Here is a 20,800-nt window from a genome sequence, read left to right as displayed (position 1 = left end):
GCGAGTGGTGAAGGTTCAGGCAGTCCTGAACTTTTGCAGTGCGGCTTTCAGGCGCTGAGACAGTTCCGTCATCTGGCGGGCGGCGTGTTCGCTGCTTTCAGAAGCCGTGTTGTTGCGTTGTGCAAGTTCAGTGATTTTCATCACGGCCTCGGCGAAGCGCTCCGTGGCAATTTTCTGCTCCCCGGTGCTGTGGGCAATGTCGTTGGCCCGCACGGCGGAGCGTTCAATCAAGGTGTCGATTTCGTCCAGCGCGGAGCCGGCCTGGTGCGCCCGTTCCACACCCTCGGACACGCCCTTGCGGACCGCTGCCATTTTTTCAACAGCTTCTTCAGTTTGGTGAACAATGTTGCCCACCGTGCTGGAAATTTCCTGCGTGGACTGGCTGGTTTGCTCGGCCAGTTTGCGTACTTCATCGGCCACCACCGCAAAGCCACGACCCTGCTCGCCCGCGCGCGCCGCTTCAATGGCTGCATTCAGTGCCAACAGGTTGGTTTTGTCGGCGATTTCCTGAATCACGTTCACAATGTTCAAAATTTGTTGTGAGCTGGATCCCAATGATTGAATCACCGCTGCAGACTGCTCCACTTGGGCTGAAATGGTGCTCATGTCATTGACCGTACCCCCCACCATTTGGCGACCACGGGCTGTTTCTTCAATCACATGGCCGCTGGCCGCAGCCGCTTCGGCGGCGTTGTCTGCCACCTGGGATACGGTGGCATGCATCTCTTCAACCGTGGCTGACATGTTCGATGATGCATCAAACTGCTGCTCGGAACAGTCCTTGGCCACACGCGCCTGTTGAACGAGGTCTTCTGATGATTGGGCAATTTCGTCGCAAGCGGTTTCAACGCCGCGGATCAGGTTGCGAACCTGTTCGCTGGTTTTGTTCAGGGACACACCAATCACGTCGATCTCATTTTGGCTGTCGTGTTGGACCTGTTTGACTTGGGCACTCAGATCGCCCTGGCCCAGCCTATGCAACGCATCAGCCACGTCAGTCAGGGGGCGAAGCCGGTTTTTCAGCAACCAGAACATGGCACCAGCACACACCAGCGAGGCCAAAATACCCGCCAGAATAATCTGGTTGCGTGTGTGATTGCTGCTCGCCAGGAATTCGCTCTTGGGGGCTGTGACCACCACCAGCCATTTCCAGGACTTAGAAAATGCGGTTGAAATCATGGTGTCGGTGGCAGAGCCGTCCTGCAGGTTCACCGCCAATTCGCCAACTTCCGGTTGGCTTTTGATGGTGTCCAGCGTGCCGGCTGTCCAACTCGAGTCCTTGGGCATTTCCAAAATGGTTTTGGATTCCAGCGATGGGTGCAACACCCATTCACCGCCGCCAGTGTCGTCGCCACCCACCCGCACAATACCCACCATGCCGGTGTCTGCAATGTGAAGGTTGCCAAACAGTTCTCGGATCTGGCCCAGTTCGCTTTCCAGGGAAATACGGATGGACAGGCCGGCAAACACGCGGCCTTGCGGATCACGAATGGCTTTCACTTTGCTGAAGAAATATTTCCCACCGCGAACAGTCAAGCCGCTGTAGTCCTTACCGGTGGACAATGCTGCGCCCACGGGGTCGGTCAGGGAAATTTCGCTGCCGTGCATGGCTTTTCCGTCCTTGCGTAGCAGGGTACTGGCACGGTACACCTTGCCGTTGTACACCGACAGGAATGCAATTTCATCCCCTGTCAGCGACTTGAACGAATTCAACAAATCAGTGTTGGCATTCACCGGGGTGCCTGCAATCATGAGGGTTGGCAGGTCGCGGCCATTGGTGTTGATGAGTTGGGGTTGCTCAATCAGGTCGCCGGGCAGCCATTGCTCCAGCAATCGGAACTGCCGTTCTGCACGGGTGTTGACGGCATCGAAATAGCCATCCAGCACTTTTTGTACAGTTTGGGATTGTTGCTTCAAGTCAGTGCGCGCACCTTCCATGGCGTCTTGGTGGCCAGTGATGGTAACCACCGTGGTGAGTACGGCCATGGTGGTCAAAATGACGCCGGCCGAAAAGACCGAAATCTGTTTGGTCAACGATGACCGAGAGAGAATGCTCATGTGTTTTTCCCCAGTGTCTAGAGTTCCGGGATCGGAATGGTGTGATTGGACGGGTTCGTGATGCCCGGTTTTGAATCACTGTAGGGGAACACGGGTTAACCCAATCGCTTGAATAAAGCCTTAAAATTGAACAAGTTTTGGGCTAAAGTGCCGTGAAAATAGCGGCCCCCGCTTGTTTGGGGCTCCCCCCACTTTTATGGGATCCATGCCATGGAATGCCGCCCCCAGTGCGGCGCTTGCTGTATTGCGCCGTCGATCACCAGCCCAATACCGGGCATGCCCGAGGGAAAACCCGCGGGCGTGCCGTGTGTACAACTGGATGAGGATCTGCGTTGTCGCCTGTTTGGCAAGCCGGAACGTCCAGCCTTTTGTGGGGGCCTACAGCCCAATCTCGAGATGTGTGGTGAACGGCAGGCGCATGCGCTTCAGTGGTTGGGCGATTTGGAGAAGGCGACTTTACCGGCAACCCAGCACATCCGCTAAGAGGCCGTCTATCAATGGCACTCCACCCGTTGTTTAAGCGCCTCATTCATCGCTGTGTAAGCCCGTTTGGCCCGGCGAATTTGCGACCACATGGCATGGGCCACCACGCCGGAGAACCGCTCTCCATGAATGAAACGGCATTGCCCAGGTGACAATTCTTCAATCGTAAAATAGTGTTCGCCAGCAAACAGGGCGGCCAGTACGGGGTTGTCCGGTGCACCCCAAGTGAGGTTCTTTGCGGCATCGCACTGGCGGATCTTGGCTGCAAATTTGAACAGGCGCCCGTTGACCTGCGCGTGGAAACGAACCGTATCCCCCAGCACGGCAGTGCCGCGGATGCGGGTAATAAAAGGGTTCCAAGCCGGATAGTGCTCAAAATCGACCAAGGCAGACCATATCGCCTCCTTGCTCGCGTGGATCAGAATATCGGTTCGAATTTCGCGCATGCTGATGTGAAGTGGGCCGTGGTTGAAGCCTGTCCGAGCGACAGTCATTTCATGCAACAATGGTAGCAGAGACACTGCAGTGTCCACACCCCTACAGGAGACTTCCATGAGTACCCATTACCGCGCTTGTCACTTGTGCGAGGCCATTTGCGGCCTAAAGATCGAGGTTGAGGACGGACGCGTGGTGTCGGTGAAAGGCGACGAGCACGACCCATTCAGCCGCGGACATCTGTGCCCCAAAGCGGTTGCATTGCAGGACATTCACGAGGACCCGGACCGGCTGCGCCAGCCCGTTTTAAAGCAAAACGGCGAGTGGGTTGAAATTTCATGGGATGAGGCCATTGAACGGGCCTGCGACGGTTTGCTGTCGGTACAAAACCAACACGGACTCCATGCGGTGGGGGTGTATCAGGGCAATCCCAATGTGCACAACTGGGGGCTGATGACCCACAGTCCCAATTTCTTGGGCTTGCTCAAAACCCGGAACCGGTATTCAGCCACCTCAGTGGACCAGTTGCCTGCGCAGCTCATGGCCTATTGGATGTACGGGCATCAATTGTTGTTGCCCATTCCCGATATTGACCACACAGACTATTTCTTGATGCTGGGTGCCAACCCCTTGGCCAGCAATGGCAGCCTCATGACAGTGCCCGATGTAACCCATCGGCTCAAGGCTTTGAAAGCCCGCGGTGGCCAATTGGTCGTGGTGGACCCCCGGAAAACAGAGACAGCCGAGCTGGCCACGCAATACCATGCCATTCAGCCAGCCGGTGATACGGCATTCTTGTTTGCCATCATTCACACTGTGGTGTCTGAAGGGTTGACACGGGCTCATCATTTGAGCTTGCACACGCAAGGTTTGGACGAGGCCCTTGCTGTCATTTGCAAGGTTACGCCCGCCATGGCGGCCGCTGAATGTGGCATTCCAGCCGAGCAGATTGTTCAAATTGCCCGGCAATTTGCTGCATCGCCACGGGCGGTGGCTTATGGGCGCATGGGTGCGTGTACCCAGCGCCATGGCTCGCTGGCCCAATGGGCCATTCAAATCCTGAACCTGATCACTGGCAATCTGGACGCCGTTGGCGGTGCCTTGGTAACCCAACCGGCACTGGACCTGATTGCTGCGCCCAACAGCAAGCCTGGTAGCTATGCCCGCTGGCACAGCCGTGTCAGCCAGCGGCCCGAGGCTTTGGGTGAGTTTCCATGTTCCATCATGGCCGAAGAAATATTGACGCCTGGGCCAGACCAAATTCGCGCCATGGTCACGGTGGCTGGCAACCCGGTGCTGTCCACTCCGAATGGTCGACAGCTTGACCAAGCCTTGGCCAGTTTGGACTTCATGGTCTCGATTGACCTCTACATCAACGAAACCACCCGGCATGCCGACCTGATTTTGCCGACCACCTCTCCGTTGGAGCATGATCACTACGATCTGATCTTCAATATTTTTGGTGTGCGCAACCAGGCCAAATACAGCGAAGCCACGTTGGCCAAGCCCGATGGGGCACTGGACGATTGGGAGTTGATGGACCGCTTGGCCAGCACCTTCGCTGCGAAAACCGGCAAGCCAGCCCGGCCGTCCATGCCGCCCCAAGTGATTCTCGACATGGGCCTGCAGATGGGACCTTATGGCATGGGCAGTGCGCACAACCTCAGTTTGGCCGCGCTGAAGGCCAATCCCCACGGCATTGATTTGGGGCCGTTGAAACCGAGCTTTCCCGCGCGGCTGCAAACCCCGCAGAAACAGATTGAGGCTGCCCCTGCACCGGTGCTGCAGGCAGCCCAGGCATTTGTGTCTGAACTGGGTACAGCCGTTTCGGCCACGACAGACAACACCTTCCGCTTGATTGGCCGGCGGCACATTCGCAGCAACAATTCCTGGATGCACAACAGTGAGCGTCTGGTGAAGGGTCGAGACCGCTGCACCGCGATGATCCACCCAGACGATGCAAAGCAGTTGGGCGTACCCGATGGGGGCACGGTGCAGATTGTAAGCCGCGTGGGTGATATTCGTCTGCCGGTTGAAATCACCGACAGCATCATGCGGGGCGTGGTCAGTGTGCCGCACGGCTGGGGCCATGGTCGGCCTGGTATACGCCAAGGTGTTGCACAGGCTCATGCCGGCGAAAGCTGCAATGATCTCACCGATGAACGCTGGCTTGATGAGTTGTCCGGCAACGCGGCGTTGAATGGCCTGCCGGTTCAACTTCGACCCGCTTGATCATCAACACCACACCCTGAAGGAATTCCTGCCATGACCCAGCAAACTGTTCAGACCGTGACACCCAACGGTCAAGTTGCCTTCATTACCGGTGCCAACACCGGCATTGGCCGGGTAACCGCCACCACCCTGGCCCTGCAGGGCTACCATGTGGTGTTGGCTTGCCGCAATCGGGCCAAAACGGATGCGGTGTTGCGAGACATCCAGCAACGCAGCGGGGGCACCGCCCAGGCAGAGTTTTTGCCCTTGGACCTGGGGGATTTGAATTCGGTCCGCGCCTGTGCCCAACAATTTCTTGCCAAAAACCTGCCCTTGAACCTGCTCATCAACAACGCGGGTTTGGCGGGTAACAAAGGGCTATCAAGCTCAGGGTTTGAGCTTACTTTTGGCGTGTGCCATGTGGGTCACTTTCTGTTGACCCAACTGCTGATGCAGGCGCTTCAAGCTGCACCGTCGGCGCGCATTGTGGTGGTTTCCAGTCGCGCACATTTGCGGGTCAAAGGAATCGACTTTGCTAGCCTCAAACAGCCCACTCAAAGCCCGGGCGGTTTGAAGGAGTACTGCCAGGCCAAACTGGCCAACATGCTGTTTGTCAAAGGTTTGTCCAAACGCCTCAAGGGCACCGCCATCACCGCGTATGCACTCCACCCAGGGGTGGTGGCCACCGAGGTGTGGCGCAGTGTGCCCGCCTTTTTGCAGCCACTCATCAAGTTGTTCATGATATCGCCCGAGCAGGGCGCGCAAACCACGCTGTACTGTGCCACCAGCCCGCAAGCGGCAGGGCAGTCTGGTCTTTATTACGACGGTTGCAAACCGGTGCGGCATTCACCAGCAGCCGATGATGACGCGCTGGTCGAGCGTCTGTGGACCGAGTCTGAGGACTGGGTTGCACCCTACACAACGGCGTGAGGGTGCGTGCTGGTGAGTGACGTGGTATTTCCAATGACTTACACCCGCACGTTGGCGCGTGAACAAGGTTTGGACCACAAAGGGCAATTGGCCTTGCTGCGCGGCACCCGGTTAAGCCCCAACGACCTGCTGGAATTGAATACCCACATGGATGCCGACACGCAGGCGACCATTGTGCGCAATGCCCTACAACTGAGCGGAAACCCGGCGCTGGGTTTGCGCTGGGGCGCCAACCTGCACCTGGCGGCCCACGGGCCTTTGGGCACGGTGATCGCATCGTCGCCCACGCTGGGCCAAGCCTGGAAAGCCACGGAGAGGTTTCATGACATTCGCGGCGGGTTTGCCCGCATGCAAGGTCAGGTGGGCAAAGACCATTTCGCAGTCATGGTTCAAATGGCCATACCCTTGGACGACGTGGGTCGTTTTTTCTGTGAGGCGGTGTTAACCACCATGGTGAACCACTTGGGCATGATCATCGGCCGCCTCAGCCCAGCCATCCGGATAGAGCTGGAATACCCCGCCCCAGCGTATGCCGAGGAATACACGCATTACCTGCGTGCGCCGTGTCTGTTTGATCGACCCCGAACCCAGATTGTGATTCCCGCCGGTTTGGCGCTGATGCCCAACCCCATGGCCGACCCGGAAACCTATGCATTGGCGCTGGCTCGCTGTGAGCAATTGTTGCTGGAGCAGCAGCGGCCCCGGGGCTGGGCTGCGCGAGTCACGGAAATTCTCCGCTCCAACCCGGGTCAAATTTGGACGTGTGAGCAAGTGGCGCGCCATTTTCATGGGTCATCCCGAACCTTGATGCGGCATTTGCGATCCGAAGGCACCACCTATCAACAGTTGCGCGACACCGAGTTGGCGCGGCAGGCGCGAATAAGCCTGCAGGCTGGCAACCACAGCATTGAGTCGGTTGCACTCAGCCTGGGTTATCAGGACGTGTCCAATTTCCGCCGGGCTTTCAAGCGCTGGTTCGGCATGTCGCCGCAGGAGTTCCAGCGTCAACAGGGTCAGCATCCGGCCTGACAATCGGTCAAAACAGACCGACGTGTCGCTATTTACCCCCATGCTGTCGAGCTTTGCCCTTGGCCTTTGTTGGTCAGCAGTCCACCATGGTCGACAGTTTGGAATTGGTGCACAAAGCCTGCAGCGCCGGGCATGAGTGCCATGTTGATGTGTGGCTGGGCACTATTCATCGACCACCTGAACACCTGCACCGCATCTGTCAGCTCAGCAGTTTAGCCACGCCCAAGGTTTAATCAGTCCCCTTCATCGACCCATCGAGACCGCCATGTACACCAGCTATTTCAATGAAACCCATGAGGAAGTGCGGCGCAATGTGCGTCGATTTGTTGAACGCCATGTCAGCCCCGGCATTCAGGACTGGGAAGAGGCGGGTACCTTTCCCCGTGAACTGTACACATTGGCTGGTGAGGCTGGCATTCTTGGGGTGGGCTACCCTGAGGAGCTGGGAGGAAACGCCGAAGGCGATGTGTTCATGATGCTGGTGGTGACCGAGGAACTGCTGCGCGCGGGTTCCGGCGGCTTTTTTTCCAGCTTGATGTCCCATGGCATTGCACTGCCGCCCATTGCCAAATGGGGCAGCGAGGCCATGAAACAGCGGATCGTACCCGACGTGCTGCGTGGAGAAAAAATAATTTCTCTGGCTGTGACCGAGCCTGGTGGCGGTTCTGATGTGGCCAATTTGACAACCCGTGCTGTGGACTGTGGTGACCATTACAAAGTCTCGGGTTCCAAAACCTACATCACATCGGGCATTCGCGCTGACTATTACACCGTCGCCGTGCGCACGGGCGGCGAGGGGTATGGCGGCGTCAGCATGTTGCTGATGGAAAAGGGCATGCCCGGTTTCACCACAGGTCAACCCCTGAAAAAAATGGGTTGGTGGTGCAGCGACACCGCTGAGCTTTTTTTCGACCAGGTGGTGGTGCCCAAAAGCAATCTGATTGGTCAGGAAAACTGTGGCTTCCTGATGATCATGAACAATTTTGAGAGCGAGCGTCTGGGCCTGGCGTGTTATGCCAACATGATGTCGGAGTTGGCTTTGAATGCTGCCATCGATTACGCCAAAAACCGCCAGACTTTCGGCAAACCCCTGTCCAAGCACCAGGTGATTCGCCACAAAATTGCCGACATGGCCACGCAATTGGAAGCCAGTCGAGAGTTCACCTACCGTGTTGCAGCCCGCATGCAGGCAGGCAAAAACGCACTGAAGGAAGTGTCCATGGCCAAAAACTTTGCCACCAAAACATCCGACTTCATCACTTACGAAGCAGTCCAGATTTTTGGTGGCATGGGCTACATGCGCGAATCGCTCGTTGAGCGTTTGTACAGAGACAATCGCATCGCCTCGATTGGTGGTGGTACGTACGAAATCATGAATGAAATTATTGGCAAACAATTGGGCTTGTAAAACAAGCTTGGCCGATACAGCAACACCCTGGAGTAAACCGCATGCAACTTGATTACCCGGTCAAATACCTTGTTCACCACTTGGCCAATATTCGCAGCATGGGCATGGCCGCCGTTCGCAATTCAAATCCACTCACACGGCCTGCCAGCTTGCCGCAATTGCCAGTGAATCTCGAGCAGAGCATACAGCCCATGCCCAATGCCCTGATTGATAGCTATGTGCAATGGAGCGGGGCCGATCCGGAACGCTACACAGCGCATGTGCCTGCGCATTTTTGCAGTCACTTCGCGATGCCTTTGTTGGCCAATCTTGGGTCGCTGGCCCCCTACAATCTGCTGGCATTGCTCAACCAAGGTGTTCGCATTGAAATTCTAAAGCCTGTGGAGCGCGATCGCCCCCTTCATTTGTCCGGCAGCTTGATGGATGTCAGCGTAGAGCCCGATCGAGTGCGGATTCACACCCAGGTTCGCGTGCTGAACGCGCAACATGAATTGAGCATGGTCATCGACAGCTATTCCACCGTGCCGCAGGGCAAGCCCAGCCAGCGCAAAAGTAACAAACCCACAGACGATGCAACCGCCTTTACCACGGTGGGCAGTTGGTCTGCTGAATTTCATGATGGCTTGAATTTCGCCATGCTCACCGGCGATTTCAATCCCATTCACACCTGGCCCGCCGTGGGTCGGCGCAGCCGTTTCAAAACACTCATCTTGCATGGCTTTGGTCAACTGGCCCGCACATTCGAGTGTGTACAAAACATCGGTTACACCATTGTTGGGTTGGACGTGCGGTGGATCAAGCCACTCACACTGCCCAACGCCAATTTGAGCGTTCAAGTGGGTGAGCGCGCTGACATTGACGGTTGGCGAGGCATTCGTTTATTGGCCAGCGATGGCAGTGTCCACATGGTGGGCCGCTTTTTGGGGAAGGGCGCATGAGCGGTTTGACTCGAGTGGTGTTGGTGGCCGGGGCACGCACTCCTTTTCTGGATTCAGGTGGAGCCTATTCACCCTTGATGACCTACGAACTGGCAGCCCATTCAATTGCTGGGTTGGTGAGTAAAACGGGTGTGGATGTGCGCCGCATCGGCATGGTGACCATGGGCACCGTGCTGCATGAAATCGAGACATCCAATGTTGCCCGTGAAAGCATGCTCACCGCTGGCTTGCCAGCCACCATTCCGGCCTACACCACCTCCATGGCTGGGCTATCGGCCAGTGTGGGTTTTGCCAACCTGTGCGACATGATTGCACTGGGCCGCATCGAGGCTGGCATTGCTGGGGGTGTAGAAAGCTTCTCAGACATCCCGATTCGTTTTTCACAGACCATTCGACGAGCGGCCATGAAAGTGCGGCAAGACCCTTCTGCCAAAAATATTCTCAAACTGGTAGCGACTTTACGCCCGCGCGACCTGCTTCCGGAAATGCCCAAGGGTACTGACTTCACCACCAAAAAAGTGATGGGCGTGTGTGCCGAAGCCATGGTGAAAAAGTTTTCAGTGTCTCGCGCCGATTGTGATGCATTCACCGAGCGCAGCCATCAGCTAGCTTTGACGGCTATTGCAGCAGGCCGTTATGCCGATGAACTGGTGCCGGTGCATGTTCCCAGCCTGAACACCACCGTGACTGACGATGACACCCCGCGGGCCGACTGCACACACCGCAAACTGGTCAACATGAAACCCATTTTCGACACCGCGCAGGGTGTGATCACGGCTGCCGGTTCATCCCGATTCACCGATGGCTCAGCCGCTGTTCTCATGACCAGTGAGCAAGCGGCGCAGTCCATGGGCCTCACGCCCAAGGCGGTGGTGGTGGACTATCAATTTTCGGCTGTGAAAGACCTGAACACCGAAATGTTGTTGGGCCCCGCAGTGACCATCCCCAAACTATTGGGCCGTCACGGTTTACACATGGATGACATCGGCGTGTGGGAATTGCATGAAGCCTTTGCCGCCCAAATTCTGGTGAATGTGGCCTGCATGGCGCGGCCAGAGTTTGCGGACGAATACCACGCTGGACAGGTACCCGGTCAATTGCCCATGGATCGACTCAACGCCTGGGGCGGCTCACTGGCTCTGGGCAATCCCTTCGCAGCCACGGGCATGCGGCTGCTAAGCACGGCCGCCAATCGCTTGCAAGCAGAGGGGCAGCGGTACGCCGTGGTCTCCAGTTGTGCTGGCGGTGGGCTTGGCGCGGCCATTTTGCTGCAGAACCCCAACGTCTAGGGCTGGCATGCGTGGGCGAGGTTGGTGAAGTCACAAAAGTGTGTTAAACCCGTAGATTGAGTACACACTGTGATTCCCCTGCATGAAAGCCCTTGCTCAAACTCAGCCCGACGACTGCCCCCTGTTTCTGCGTACACCCCGGCTGACCGGATCATCGGTTGAACACACCCGCGACGCATTGTTGCGGTATTTTCATGCCAGCTTCGACCGCTACGAATCCCTGTTTGAGTTGCTGAGTTGCGATGAGGCTTATTACAAAAAGCCCATTCCTTTGCGCCATCCCCTCATCTTTTACTTTGGGCACACCGCTACATTTTTTATCAACAAGTTATTGCTGACTGGTTTAATCAGCCAGCGAATCAACCCACGACTGGAATCCATGTTTGCAGTGGGTGTTGATGAAATGAGTTGGGATGACCTGGGTGATGCAAACTACGATTGGCCCACCGTGGCCGAGGTGCGTGATTACCGCAAGCAGGTCCGCGCTGTTATTGATCGGGTGATTCGCACCACCCCGTTTTCAGTGCCCATCGGTTGGAACGACCCCTTCTGGATTGTGTTGATGGGCATTGAACACGAGCTGATCCACCTGGAAACCTCGTCGGTGTTGATGCGCCAGCATGCCCTTCATGACATCAAACCACATCCAGCCTGGCAGCCATGCTCTGCCAGTGGCCCAGCGCCGGTCAATACCTGGGTGGATATTCCAGCAGGCCCGGTTGACCTCGGCAGGGCGCACACCGACCCAGTGTATGGCTGGGACAATGAATATGGCCAACACCAGGCTGATGTACCCGCTTTCAAGGCGGCGCAGTATTTGGTCAGCAACCAAGAATTCAAAGCGTTTGTGGATGCGGGTGGTTACGCCACAGACCATTATTGGGACGAGGAAGGCCTTGCTTGGCGGCAATTCACCCAAGCGCAACACCCCACCTTCTGGGTGCGAAACGCCAGCAGCCCAGGTGCATGGGCCTTGCGCCTGTTGAGCCGGGAAACGCCCATGCCATGGAACTGGCCTGTGGAAACCAATTGCCATGAGGCCCGCGCATTTTGTCGCTGGAAGGCCCAGCAAACCGGTCTGCCAGTTCGTCTGCCCACGGAAGATGAATGGCATCGCCTGTATGCGTTGGCGGAGTTGTCCGATGTGCCTGATGATGCACCCGCGCAAGCCAATCTGCACGCCGACCATTGGGCCTCCAGTTGCCCCGTCGATGAATTCGCGCATGGCCCGTTGTTTGATGTGGTGGGCAATGTTTGGCAATGGTGCGAAACACCCACCTATCCATTCGACGGGTTCAAGGTGCACCCCGTTTACGATGATTTCACCAGCCCGACATTCGATCAACGCCACAACATCATCAAAGGCGGAAGCTGGATTTCGTGTGGCAACCAGTCCCGCCACGTGTCTCGCTATGCCTTTCGTCGTCACTTCTTTCAGCATGCAGGTTTTCGCTACATCATGAGCAACAGTCCCGCCGTAAACCCCTTGTCTACCTATGAAAATGACACGCTGGTGTCCCAATATGCCGAATTTCATTTTGGTGACCCAGTGTTTGGTGTTCCCAATTTTGCCAAGGCCATGGCCGACCTTTCCGTTGCAGCACATGCCCGGCATGGCAACGGCAGCCACGCCAAAGCACTGGACTTGGGGTGCGCCACAGGCCGCTCCAGTTTCGAACTGGCCAAAGTGTTTGAGAAGGTCACGGGCATTGATTTCTCAGCCATGCTGATTCAGGTGGGATCACGCCTGCTTGAGACGGGTTCGATCCGCTACACCCTGCAGGATGAAGGAGAGTTGCTGAGCTATTACGAACGGCGGCTGGATGAATTGGGGCTGGCAGAGACTGCAAGGCGGGTTGAGTTTTGGCAAGGCGATGCCTGCAATTTGAAAGCCCAGTTCACCGGTTTTGATTTGATTCTGGCTGCCAACCTGATTGACCGCCTGTATTCACCCCGCCGGTTTCTCGACGATGTGGCTTCACGACTGAACCCGGGCGGTTTGCTGGTACTGGCCTCACCCTACACGTGGATGGAAGACTACACCCCCCGAGCTGAATGGATTGGTGGATTTAAAAAAGATGGTGAGTCGTACACCACGCTGGATGGTCTGAAAGACATTCTGGGCTCACGGTTTGAGCTTGTGCAGGGGCCTGATGCGGTGCCTTTCGTGATTCGAGAAACGCGGCGCAAACACCAACACACCTTGAGTGAAGTCACGGTGTGGAAGCGGAAGTAAGCATTATTCAAAGCTGATTTTCAGTGCTGGAAAACAAAAAACCTAGTCCAATGGACCAGGCTTTTTGTTGCGTTTGGTTGCGGGGGCAGGATTTGAATCTACGCTATCGAAAATCCAATGTTTTCAGGAAATACTGGTTAAATCAGCAGCTCGAAAATAGATTCAAACCTTCCTAGGCGCGTGGTGTAGCAGTTTCTGTAGTTTTAGATGTGGCGTCAGCAGCGATTCAGCGGCCAACTAGGAAATACCTTGTTCCAGCGTTCGATGTTTAGCACTTCGCACGAAGCAGCTAGCCCGCGTTGCCAGCGTGGACCGGCAATTCCAACCGGCAATGCCTTGTGCAATTCCTTTCGTACCGTCCCTAGCAGGCCGTTGTCCAGGCTAAGCAAACAGAGGTAGAACACTTGCTTACCGGGCGTACCCCTTGCTCGTTCGGACCAACGATAAAGCCAAGTATCGCGAAACTTGTGTACCAATACATCGCGCAGGTGATTTACTCGCTTGCGTCGCTGGCCCTCCTCGTCGTTAGAGATCGCCGCGTTGAAGTTGTAATCGTCGGGCGAGTGGAAATCTTTCACCTCAATGAAGAGGGTATGTTGTGGCAGTTCCACCACTAGGTCCACGGCCTTCATAGCGTGTGATAAACCATGGAAATTGGACTTTAATTTGTCACTCTCGTCGAAAACAAAGGCTTCTAGGGCGCCGGGGAATTCGAACTCAAAACCATCTGCTCGAACTTTCATTGACCTAGTCCCCCCATTTGCTGGCGAATCTCTCGATCTGTCAATTCGCCAAGTGTGTCGTCAATTGAGTTTGGTTTCAGGTCTTCGTATCGCCTGAACGACGCGACTTGCACATTACGATGATCATCGCGGAAAAGGCTGTGAAACTGCACTTCATCCTCTGGTATTAGCTGAAGGTCAAATTCCTTAAGTAGGTTGTAGTTGTGTGTGGTGATGAAGACTTGAACGCCCAAGCGTTGTAATTCAATCAAGATTTGGACCACGGTCCGCATCAGCTTTGGATTGAGGTTAGCCTCGGGTTCGTCCCAAAGCAGTACGCTACCGTCTAGCAACGTACCGTTTTGGATTAGCACCCAGAGCAATCCCAATTTGCGGATACCCTCTGCCAAGAGGGTGAACTCCAGCTCACCTTGTGGACTTTTGAGGAAGAATTCTTCATTACGTGTAACGACTTTGCCTTCCATCGACTGCTGCAGGATTTCTAACAGGCGTTTCCGGTCTTTGTCGGTCGGACCTTTTAATGTCCCAAGGAAGGCGCGATCGATTATATCTGCGTAGACTTCTTCGAAATGTATGTGACGTAGACTGTAGAGTGAGCGGAATCCGGGAGCATTGGCCATCATATCTTTTACCGGAACGTAGACTGACGTTAGATGGTTCTCTTGCCACTGCTTGAAAGCTCCTGATACCGTGGCCTTCTTTGGTTCCTTGGTATGGTTAGACATCGATAGACGAAGTGAAATTGATTTTCGCTGTCCGTCTGACTGCACACTTCGGGAAATCTCAACACTGCCGGTACTACTTCCTGTACGCCGCTTTACGAGTCTTCCAATTTGCTCGTCTGAAGGGAGAAAGACTCGGTTAACTTTGTCAGCGAAACTCTTCTGACCCGTAGATACGTCGCAAGCTGCATAGATTAGTTTCAGAAGGTGCGTTTTGCCAGAGCCGTTTTCTCCGATGAATATATTCAAGCCAGGAGAAAACTTCAGGCTGAATTTTTCAAAGGCCGTAAATCGTTCAAGCCTTATATGTTCGAGCATAGCGTGTCCTTCTTACTGTAGGGCCGCAGACCCTTGTTTTGAATTAGCATTCAGCAAAGTCTCAACATCTTACTGAACCGCACCGGTTTTCGTGGAGGCCAATTGGTTTAAGTGCAGGTTTGTTCGGTCTGTTGACCGAATTGTTGATAATAATTCATCTCAGCTTCGGCGGGTGGAATGTAGTCCAGAGGCTCCATTAGTCGATGATGATTAAACCAAGCCACCCATTCCAGCGTAGCCAGTTCCACCGATTCAATTGTTTTCCAGGCGCTTCTGCGGTGAATCACTTCGGCCTTGTACAGCCCGTTGATGGTCTCTGCCAGTGCGTTGTCATAGCTGTCGCCCTTGCTTCCAACTGATGGCTCAATGCCAGCCTCAGCCAAGCGTTCGCTGTACCGAATGGACACGTTTTGTGAACCCCTGTTACTGTGGTGAATCAGTGACTTATTTCGGTCAGGTTGGCGGTCCCATAAGGCTTGTTCCAGTGCGTCGAGCACAAAGTCTGTATAAATGGAACGGCTCGCGCGCCAGCCAACAATTCGCCGAGAGAACACGTCGATAACAAATGCCACATAGACAAATCTCCAACCAGGCCGGCGTCAATGCCTTTGGTGGTTGCCACCCAGCTCATGACTTCTCGGTCACAGCAATCCAAGGCAAAGGCTACTCTGACCTTTTCACCGTTGTCGCAAGACAGTTCAAACCCGTCCGAGCACCAACGAGTGTTGCTACTTTGAACAGCCACTTTGCCGTCGTGCCTACGCGTATCCCCAAGCTTATACTGCCATGCCTAAACAACAGCAAATTGTTGTCTCGCATCACGCGGTAAACACGTTTGTGGTTCACCATTCGAAGGCCGCCATTGACACCTTGAAACTTCAGAATCGCCCACACACGGCGATAGCCGTAGGTGGGCAGGTCTTTGGCAACGTTGATGATGTCACTGAACAACTGGTCGTCATCAGGCCTGGGTGGCGCCTTTCGACGGTCAACCCAATCGGCTTTTCTGGTTCTCAGAGCGGTCATGTGACTGCGCGAAACGCCAAGGACGAAACAGACCTCTCTTACTGGTCATCCCCGGGCAACAAGGGCGAGTGCGCAATCCACTTTCGGCTTTTACCGTACTCCACCGCTTCCTTGAGAATTTCGTTCTCAAGCGTTTTGCGGCCCAGCGCAGCTTCCAATTGTTTGATGCGCTTCAATGCCTCTTTCATCTCTGATGCTGGCACCACAGGCTCATTGGCTCCGACGGCAACCAAAGAGCCATCTGAATATGCTTTGCGCCATTGGAACAACTGGCTGGCAGTGATGCCCGCTTCGCGGGCCACCAAGGAAACCGTTTTACCTGTTTGGTATGTTTCCTGGACCAGAGCCAATTTCTCTTCAGGTGTCCAGCGCCGTCGGCGCTGGACACCCGTAATCACTTCAACCCGCTCGGGCTTGCCGTCTGAACTCATAGTCGTAAACATAGATGTATTCCTAGTCCTAAGTTTAAGGAATACCTCCGGTACTGTCATTCAGGGGGCAAGTTCAATAGCGCCTCATCTAGGCGTGAATTTGTTTGTGATGGGGCTACTGTTTTTTCTGTTAAGTGGAGTGTTACCGTCTCTAAAGATAAGGTCTTAAGTCGTTCTTTCATAGATAATATAAGCTATGATTTAGCTGAGGTTTATTGATATATTTTTTTAAGATTATTTTAATGAGATTTGATTGGTATTTTTGTAATAATAATTAATGGTGTTTTTTTAAAATTGTGTCTCTTATAAAATATTTTATTTGTTCGATATTGTTGTTGTTTTTGACGTGGGTTTGAGCGTTGCTGTGAATCGCCCCGAGTTAACTAGACACTCGTTGGCCTCGTTAAAAACTGATTTTCAAAATCCACAGGCGACATCCCTTTGGTAAATGAGTGCCTGCGCTTTCGATTGTAAAACACCTCGATGTAATCGAAGATTTCTTCTCGCGCCTGATTTCTGGTGTCAAAGGTTCGGCGTCGAATTCTTTCGCGCTTGTGCAGTTGAAAGAAGCTTTCAGCCACCGAATTGTCGTGGTGACCTGCCCCATGTTTGGGTGAATCTAAACCGTGGTTCTGGAGGTATGACCTGTATTGTCCAGTTGAAGGAGGTTAACTTGCAAAAGACTTGTTCCTTGGTTTTGATTAGTGCCGTAGCAATATTGGCAGGATGCGCCTCCTCTAAGCAGATTACGGGGCCTGACGGCAACGTGGCACACATGATTAACTGCGGCTCAGCCGTTCCGCATAAGTGTGTTGAGAAGGCTGGGGAGATTTGTCCCGCTGGCTATTCTGTTCTTGACAGAAGTGGGGGGCAGTTTTTGGGGCAGTTTTCAACAGGGTCGTTATCTGGGACTTCAACCGCCCAGTTCGGGTCAGTCCAAGGGAGTTACACGTCGGCCCCTCTAACCAGTCAACCCTACCTGCTAATTCAATGCAGATAATTTCAACATTGCTTGTATGAAAACACCCACCCTGCGCGGTTGGTTTTCATTGTCTGTAGGGTAGGGTGTTTGAGGGAAATGCTTCCCCAGACCGTAGAAAACAAAAAGCCCGGTCGTGTATACCGGGCTAGATGCTTTGTATATTTGGTTGCGGGGGCAGGATTTGAACCTACGACCTTCGGGTTATGAGCGGTTGCGAGCTACGTCAGTAGCCGCGCTGGGAGCGCTTCTGCCGTTCTTTCTTGTGAATTTACCACTCTCCGAGCGACATCAACTGTCAACATTTAAGGAGTGGTCATGCCCACAATCGTTTAAAAGAACAATCGCTTTTTGTCACGTGTCCGCGTCACTGGACACCAAGGAATTTCGTCAATCTTTGATTCATATCATGAAGCCCTTAAATGGGGTTTGCAGATGGAAGCCGAGCTAAAGCGAGCGAAGCCTGAAAGACAACGATTACTTGAAGTGCCCACTTTGAAAGCAGCAATGCTTCGTTACAGGGAAGTGGTCACACCCACCAAAAAAAGCCATGCCAGTGAACGCAACCGGATTGACTTGACCATTCGGTATTAACCCGTCTTGGTCAATCGCAAGCTGGAAGAAATTGAAGGAATGCACATTGCTGACTTCCGCGATGCGCTGGCTGGTAGCGGGTATGCACCGGCCGCCGCGAAGCGATATATGGAAGTCATCAAAGCGGTATTCAAGATCGCAAAATACGAATGGGGCTTCCGCAAAATTCTCGACCCGACCGAAGATATCAGAATGCCCAGTATTCAAAATGCTCGCTCACGCCGGCTGTCTCAAGAGGAGTTTCAATCTCTGCTGGCCTCGTGTGATGAACACCCCAGTTATTGGTTGCGCCCCTATGTGGTTCTTGCAGTCGAAACGGCCATGCGTCGCGGCGAACTTGGCAACTTGAAGTGGCTCATGTCGATTTCGATAAACGATGGGCTCGCCTGGATACAACGAAGAATGGCCGGCGTCGTTTTGTGTCCTTGTCCAAGAAAGCACTTGAGCAGCTTGAATTCCTCAAAGGTCTATCGCTCGGGGAACGCGTTTTCCCCCTGCAGATTGACGCGATCACGGGTGCGTTCGGCACGGCTGTAAAACGAGCCCGTATTCTGGATTTTCGCCTGCATGATCTGCGTCACGAAGCAGTTTCACGACGGATTGAGCGCGGGCTTACTGTATTCGAGGTGAAGGAAATTACTGGGCAGCTCACAACCACAATTGTGGAGCGTTATACGCATCTACGGCGCGATGATCTCATACAAAAACTTGACTCGTAATTTTGCTATCGCCCCGCCAAAAACCAATCACACCTACAGCATAGTTGTGGTTGGTGTTTGAATCGAAGCGTCGCGTATGAAATTGAACTACGGGTCTGTCGGTAGGTCGAGTAAGCCTTTTAGTCCCGTTAGTGGCAAGCCACCAGTCAAGAAATGATTGGACATATACTGAACAGCACTAGGAGCAAGTATCTCTTTTTTCTTTTCATAGACTTCGGTAAGCATGTTCAAAGCAGAAATCCAGATCGTGAATCGCGGGGCTATTTTCACGGTCTCCATGATTGATTCTTTTGACTGATCAGCGCTGCGTCTCAGAAATAGATTTTTTACATCCTTTTCATCGATTGCTTGAATAAAGTCATCCATGGTAAGAGCGACAGAATCTATTCTGTGAGCTGCTTTGTTTCTCAAGTTTGAAAGAGCGTCAACGAAATTTGTGGTGTCTTTATCAATCAAAGATAGAGCTGACGCAATCTTAATTTTGCTTGTTGTCCCACCGTTTAGTGAGGCTTTCTCAATAAGAGAGTCAAGCTCTGGTATCCCAATACGTTGTTGAATTAGGTGTCCGATTGCCATTTCTAGTAAGGCATGGACTTTTATCAGAAAAGACCAGTCGTCGCCCTGATCGCATAATTTCCAAAAGAAGCCCGGAGTGATTTTTAGGGCCGTCTCCAAAGATTCTATTCTAGCGCTCGCCTTGAACAGCCACCCATCGATTTTCTTGGCGGGAGAGTCTTTTATGTTCTTCGCTTCTGATCGTTTTGTCATGGCGTTTTTTGATGAGGGTTACTAGGAGCTCCAGTCATGTTAAATCCAAGAACTGAATTTTCGTTGTTGGATGAACAAATTTGCACAGGCCCAGATTGCTTACATAGGTCTTGAACGGGTAATCTCGGACTATCGTCAATTGCCCGAAATTTTTTGGCACTTGTGTGAGTGGAAATTTCACATTTGGTGACAGGTCACCAACCCAAAACCGGCATTTATTGTCACAAAACAAAAAGGTCAACCACCGCTCTAAGTGATTGACCTTCTTGAGTATTTGGTTGCGGGGGCAGGATTTGAACCTACGACCTTCGGGTTATGAGCCCGACGAGCTGCCAGACTGCTCCACCCCGCGTCTGTTGAGAACGAGACTATAGCGCGTTTTTGAGTATGTTGCAAGCGCACATGTCCGCAAATGTGAATGAATTGCCGCTCAAATCCGCTATCCTCTTGAATCTTTTCCATAAAAACTTTTGATCGTGATTCGCTCAGCGCTTAAAAAAACACTGATGTCACCGCTGGTGCTTAAGCACCTCATGAACTTGTATGCCCCCCTGCGCGGTGCAGGCATCCGCGTGAAAGACATCGCGCCCGATTATTCGCGCCTCGTGGTGGAAATGCCGCTCACTCGCCGCAACAAAAATGCGGTGGGCACTCAATTTGGTGGGTCACTCTACGCCATGGCCGACCCGTTCTACATGCTGTTGCTCATGCAACGCCTGGGTAGTCATTACCTGGTGTGGGACCAAGAGGCCACCATTCGATTTGTGGCACCCGGCAAGGGCTTGGTGCGGGGCGTTTACAGCATCACCGAGGCCCAGCTCAGCGAGATCAAAGCCCAAGCCGCCAGCGGTGCCAAGGTGCTGTACACTTTCCATGCCCAAATCACCCATGCCGATGGCAGTGTGGTGGCCGAGGTTCACAAGGTGCTCTACATTCGTCTGAAACCCGAGTTTCGTCCGGTGACGTCGCCTTCCGTTTCATCCTAATCCCTGGTTCTCGTCATGTCGCAGTCCAAATCTTCCGAATACGCCCATTTGCCGGTCTGGCCCGAGGCAGACACCCCTTGTGTGGGTTTCTGCTCCACGAATCTTGGCGATGATGTTTGCATGGGGTGTGGCCGAACGCTGGATGAGGTGGATGGCTGGCTGTTCAAGTCGGATGAAGAAAAAGCAGCGGTCTGGGCTCGAATCCAAGCGGCTGGTGTGGGTTATCGTTGGCAGAATAAGTAGCCAATCTGCAAAGCCGACACCCTCCTTCAAGGGGTTAGAGGTGTTGCTCAGTTTTTAATCAAGCTAGTAAAAACACCAATAAATCAATCGTCTGAAATTCTTATCCACAAAAAATGAAGAATGTTTTCCCCGCTTTGTGTGGATAACTGTTCCCGCCGATTGGGGATGTGCACAAGGCACCGCCGTCATACCCTGTATAGGTCTCCAGTCCTGTCGGGCTTTTCAGACCGCGGTGCCTGCCTTGCGCAGGTGCC

At 53.8% G+C, this 20,800-nt stretch carries 18 protein-coding genes, 1 tRNA gene and 3 pseudogenes; 11 read left to right on the top strand and 11 right to left on the bottom strand.

Going from position 1 to position 20,800, the window contains the following annotated elements; all coding sequences use genetic code 11:
- Nucleotides 1-15 precede the first annotated feature (15 nt).
- Nucleotides 16-2,058 carry a methyl-accepting chemotaxis protein gene (locus NQT62_RS08165; protein ID WP_256764175.1) on the bottom strand — a complete coding sequence of 681 codons (2,043 nt, stop codon included), beginning with the start codon at nt 2,056-2,058 and terminating at the stop codon, nt 16-18.
- Nucleotides 2,059-2,268: 210 nt separating this feature from the next.
- Between NQT62_RS08165 and NQT62_RS08160 the strand changes: the two genes are divergently transcribed.
- On the top strand, nt 2,269-2,541 hold the full coding sequence (locus NQT62_RS08160) for a YkgJ family cysteine cluster protein (RefSeq protein ID WP_256764174.1): 273 nt from the start codon (nt 2,269-2,271) through the stop codon (nt 2,539-2,541).
- Between the two features lie 11 nt (nt 2,542-2,552).
- Here NQT62_RS08160 and NQT62_RS08155 read toward each other — a convergent pair whose 3' ends face one another.
- Nucleotides 2,553-2,987, bottom strand: coding sequence for an SRPBCC domain-containing protein (locus NQT62_RS08155; RefSeq protein ID WP_256764173.1), 435 nt, complete (start codon nt 2,985-2,987; stop codon nt 2,553-2,555).
- Between the two features lie 106 nt (nt 2,988-3,093).
- Between NQT62_RS08155 and NQT62_RS08150 the strand changes: the two genes are divergently transcribed.
- From NQT62_RS08150 to NQT62_RS08140, 3 genes are read left to right on the top strand one after another with little or no spacing between them, the layout of a single operon-like run.
- Entirely contained in the window at nt 3,094-5,208 is a 2,115-nt protein-coding gene (locus NQT62_RS08150) for a molybdopterin oxidoreductase family protein (protein ID WP_256764172.1), read from the top strand.
- A 33-nt stretch (nt 5,209-5,241) separates the two neighbouring features.
- The gene (locus NQT62_RS08145) at nt 5,242-6,117 is read left to right on the top strand and encodes an SDR family oxidoreductase (protein ID WP_256764170.1); all 876 of its coding nucleotides are present in this window, start codon (nt 5,242-5,244) and stop codon (nt 6,115-6,117) included.
- Between the two features lie 33 nt (nt 6,118-6,150).
- The gene (locus NQT62_RS08140; protein WP_256764169.1) at nt 6,151-7,146 is read left to right on the top strand and encodes an AraC family transcriptional regulator; all 996 of its coding nucleotides are present in this window, start codon (nt 6,151-6,153) and stop codon (nt 7,144-7,146) included.
- A gap of 32 nt (nt 7,147-7,178) precedes the next feature.
- Here the strand turns inward: NQT62_RS08140 and NQT62_RS08135 are convergent, their stop codons facing one another.
- Nucleotides 7,179-7,316 (bottom strand): hypothetical protein, encoded by a 138-nt coding sequence (locus NQT62_RS08135; protein WP_256764168.1) that lies wholly within the window; start codon nt 7,314-7,316, stop codon nt 7,179-7,181.
- A 95-nt stretch (nt 7,317-7,411) separates the two neighbouring features.
- Between NQT62_RS08135 and NQT62_RS08130 the strand changes: the two genes are divergently transcribed.
- From NQT62_RS08130 to ovoA, 4 genes are all read left to right on the top strand, one after another.
- Nucleotides 7,412-8,554, top strand: a complete 1,143-nt coding sequence (locus NQT62_RS08130) for an acyl-CoA dehydrogenase family protein (RefSeq protein WP_256764166.1) — start codon at nt 7,412-7,414, stop codon at nt 8,552-8,554.
- 41 nt (nt 8,555-8,595) lie between these two features.
- Nucleotides 8,596-9,492 carry a MaoC family dehydratase gene (locus tag NQT62_RS08125; protein WP_256764165.1) on the top strand — a complete coding sequence of 299 codons (897 nt, stop codon included), beginning with the start codon at nt 8,596-8,598 and terminating at the stop codon, nt 9,490-9,492.
- Nucleotides 9,489-10,781, top strand: coding sequence for a thiolase family protein (locus NQT62_RS08120; protein ID WP_256764164.1), 1,293 nt, complete (start codon nt 9,489-9,491; stop codon nt 10,779-10,781). Before NQT62_RS08125 ends, NQT62_RS08120 begins: the two co-directional genes overlap by 4 nt.
- Before the next feature lie 82 nt (nt 10,782-10,863).
- The gene (gene ovoA, locus NQT62_RS08115) at nt 10,864-13,017 is read left to right on the top strand and encodes a 5-histidylcysteine sulfoxide synthase (protein ID WP_256764163.1); all 2,154 of its coding nucleotides are present in this window, start codon (nt 10,864-10,866) and stop codon (nt 13,015-13,017) included.
- Between the two features lie 215 nt (nt 13,018-13,232).
- Here the strand turns inward: ovoA and NQT62_RS08110 are convergent, their stop codons facing one another.
- The 6 genes and pseudogenes from NQT62_RS08110 to NQT62_RS08090 all read right to left on the bottom strand — a co-directional run.
- Nucleotides 13,233-13,760 (bottom strand): hypothetical protein, encoded by a 528-nt coding sequence (locus NQT62_RS08110; protein WP_256764162.1) that lies wholly within the window; start codon nt 13,758-13,760, stop codon nt 13,233-13,235.
- Nucleotides 13,757-14,800: an AAA family ATPase gene (locus tag NQT62_RS08105; RefSeq protein ID WP_256764161.1), complete on the bottom strand. Its 1,044-nt coding sequence runs from the start codon at nt 14,798-14,800 to the stop codon at nt 13,757-13,759. Before NQT62_RS08105 ends, NQT62_RS08110 begins: the two co-directional genes overlap by 4 nt.
- A 107-nt stretch (nt 14,801-14,907) precedes the next feature.
- A pseudogene (locus NQT62_RS08100) lies at nt 14,908-15,381 on the bottom strand (DDE-type integrase/transposase/recombinase); the annotation flags it as partial.
- An 82-nt stretch (nt 15,382-15,463) separates the two neighbouring features.
- Entirely contained in the window at nt 15,464-15,826 is a 363-nt protein-coding gene (locus NQT62_RS15525) for an IS3 family transposase (protein ID WP_370569146.1), read from the bottom strand.
- Nucleotides 15,827-15,864: 38 nt separating this feature from the next.
- Nucleotides 15,865-16,269: a transposase gene (locus NQT62_RS08095; RefSeq protein ID WP_256764159.1), complete on the bottom strand. Its 405-nt coding sequence runs from the start codon at nt 16,267-16,269 to the stop codon at nt 15,865-15,867.
- Nucleotides 16,270-16,640: 371 nt separating this feature from the next.
- Nucleotides 16,641-16,856, bottom strand: a pseudogene (locus NQT62_RS08090) (IS3 family transposase); the annotation flags it as partial.
- A 1,013-nt stretch (nt 16,857-17,869) separates the two neighbouring features.
- On the opposite strand from NQT62_RS08090, the pseudogene NQT62_RS08085 reads away from it, so the two are divergent.
- A pseudogene (locus NQT62_RS08085) lies at nt 17,870-18,549 on the top strand (site-specific integrase).
- An 87-nt stretch (nt 18,550-18,636) separates the two neighbouring features.
- On the opposite strand, the gene NQT62_RS08080 reads toward NQT62_RS08085, so the two are convergent.
- Complete coding sequence (locus NQT62_RS08080) at nt 18,637-19,317, bottom strand: hypothetical protein (RefSeq protein WP_256764156.1); 681 nt, start codon at nt 19,315-19,317, stop codon at nt 18,637-18,639.
- A gap of 275 nt (nt 19,318-19,592) precedes the next feature.
- Nucleotides 19,593-19,669: transfer RNA gene (locus NQT62_RS08075), tRNA-Met, on the bottom strand.
- A gap of 181 nt (nt 19,670-19,850) precedes the next feature.
- On the opposite strand from NQT62_RS08075, the gene NQT62_RS08070 reads away from it, so the two are divergent.
- Complete coding sequence (locus NQT62_RS08070) at nt 19,851-20,303, top strand: DUF4442 domain-containing protein (RefSeq protein ID WP_256764155.1); 453 nt, start codon at nt 19,851-19,853, stop codon at nt 20,301-20,303.
- A 15-nt stretch (nt 20,304-20,318) separates the two neighbouring features.
- Complete coding sequence (locus tag NQT62_RS08065) at nt 20,319-20,546, top strand: DUF1289 domain-containing protein (protein ID WP_256764153.1); 228 nt, start codon at nt 20,319-20,321, stop codon at nt 20,544-20,546.
- The last annotated feature ends 254 nt before the right edge of the window (nt 20,547-20,800 follow it).

Source organism: Limnobacter humi (assembly GCF_024518835.1).
Taxonomy (GTDB): domain Bacteria; phylum Pseudomonadota; class Gammaproteobacteria; order Burkholderiales; family Burkholderiaceae_B; genus Limnobacter; species Limnobacter humi.
Note: the sequence above shows the minus strand (reverse complement) of the source record. Positions and strands in the feature narration are given on the sequence as shown.

Bases quoted from the DNA above. Each gene is read 5' to 3' on its own strand.
- NQT62_RS08070 (WP_256764155.1), top strand. From the start codon at position 19,851: ATGAACTTGTATGCCCCCCTGCGCGGTGCAGGCATCCGCGTGAAAGAC.
- NQT62_RS08165 (WP_256764175.1), bottom strand. From the start codon at position 2,058: ATGAGCATTCTCTCTCGGTCATCGTTGACCAAACAGATTTCGGTCTTT.
- ovoA (WP_256764163.1), top strand. From the start codon at position 10,864: ATGAAAGCCCTTGCTCAAACTCAGCCCGACGACTGCCCCCTGTTTCTG.
- NQT62_RS08130 (WP_256764166.1), top strand. From the start codon at position 7,412: ATGTACACCAGCTATTTCAATGAAACCCATGAGGAAGTGCGGCGCAAT.
- NQT62_RS08160 (WP_256764174.1), top strand. From the start codon at position 2,269: ATGGAATGCCGCCCCCAGTGCGGCGCTTGCTGTATTGCGCCGTCGATC.
- NQT62_RS08140 (WP_256764169.1), top strand. From the start codon at position 6,151: ATGACTTACACCCGCACGTTGGCGCGTGAACAAGGTTTGGACCACAAA.
- NQT62_RS08135 (WP_256764168.1), bottom strand. From the start codon at position 7,316: ATGAATAGTGCCCAGCCACACATCAACATGGCACTCATGCCCGGCGCT.
- NQT62_RS15525 (WP_370569146.1), bottom strand. From the start codon at position 15,826: ATGACCGCTCTGAGAACCAGAAAAGCCGATTGGGTTGACCGTCGAAAG.
- NQT62_RS08110 (WP_256764162.1), bottom strand. From the start codon at position 13,760: ATGAAAGTTCGAGCAGATGGTTTTGAGTTCGAATTCCCCGGCGCCCTA.
- NQT62_RS08120 (WP_256764164.1), top strand. From the start codon at position 9,489: ATGAGCGGTTTGACTCGAGTGGTGTTGGTGGCCGGGGCACGCACTCCT.
- NQT62_RS08105 (WP_256764161.1), bottom strand. From the start codon at position 14,800: ATGCTCGAACATATAAGGCTTGAACGATTTACGGCCTTTGAAAAATTC.
- NQT62_RS08095 (WP_256764159.1), bottom strand. From the start codon at position 16,269: ATGTTTACGACTATGAGTTCAGACGGCAAGCCCGAGCGGGTTGAAGTG.
- NQT62_RS08155 (WP_256764173.1), bottom strand. From the start codon at position 2,987: ATGCGCGAAATTCGAACCGATATTCTGATCCACGCGAGCAAGGAGGCG.
- NQT62_RS08065 (WP_256764153.1), top strand. From the start codon at position 20,319: ATGTCGCAGTCCAAATCTTCCGAATACGCCCATTTGCCGGTCTGGCCC.
- NQT62_RS08145 (WP_256764170.1), top strand. From the start codon at position 5,242: ATGACCCAGCAAACTGTTCAGACCGTGACACCCAACGGTCAAGTTGCC.
- NQT62_RS08080 (WP_256764156.1), bottom strand. From the start codon at position 19,317: ATGACAAAACGATCAGAAGCGAAGAACATAAAAGACTCTCCCGCCAAG.
- NQT62_RS08150 (WP_256764172.1), top strand. From the start codon at position 3,094: ATGAGTACCCATTACCGCGCTTGTCACTTGTGCGAGGCCATTTGCGGC.
- NQT62_RS08125 (WP_256764165.1), top strand. From the start codon at position 8,596: ATGCAACTTGATTACCCGGTCAAATACCTTGTTCACCACTTGGCCAAT.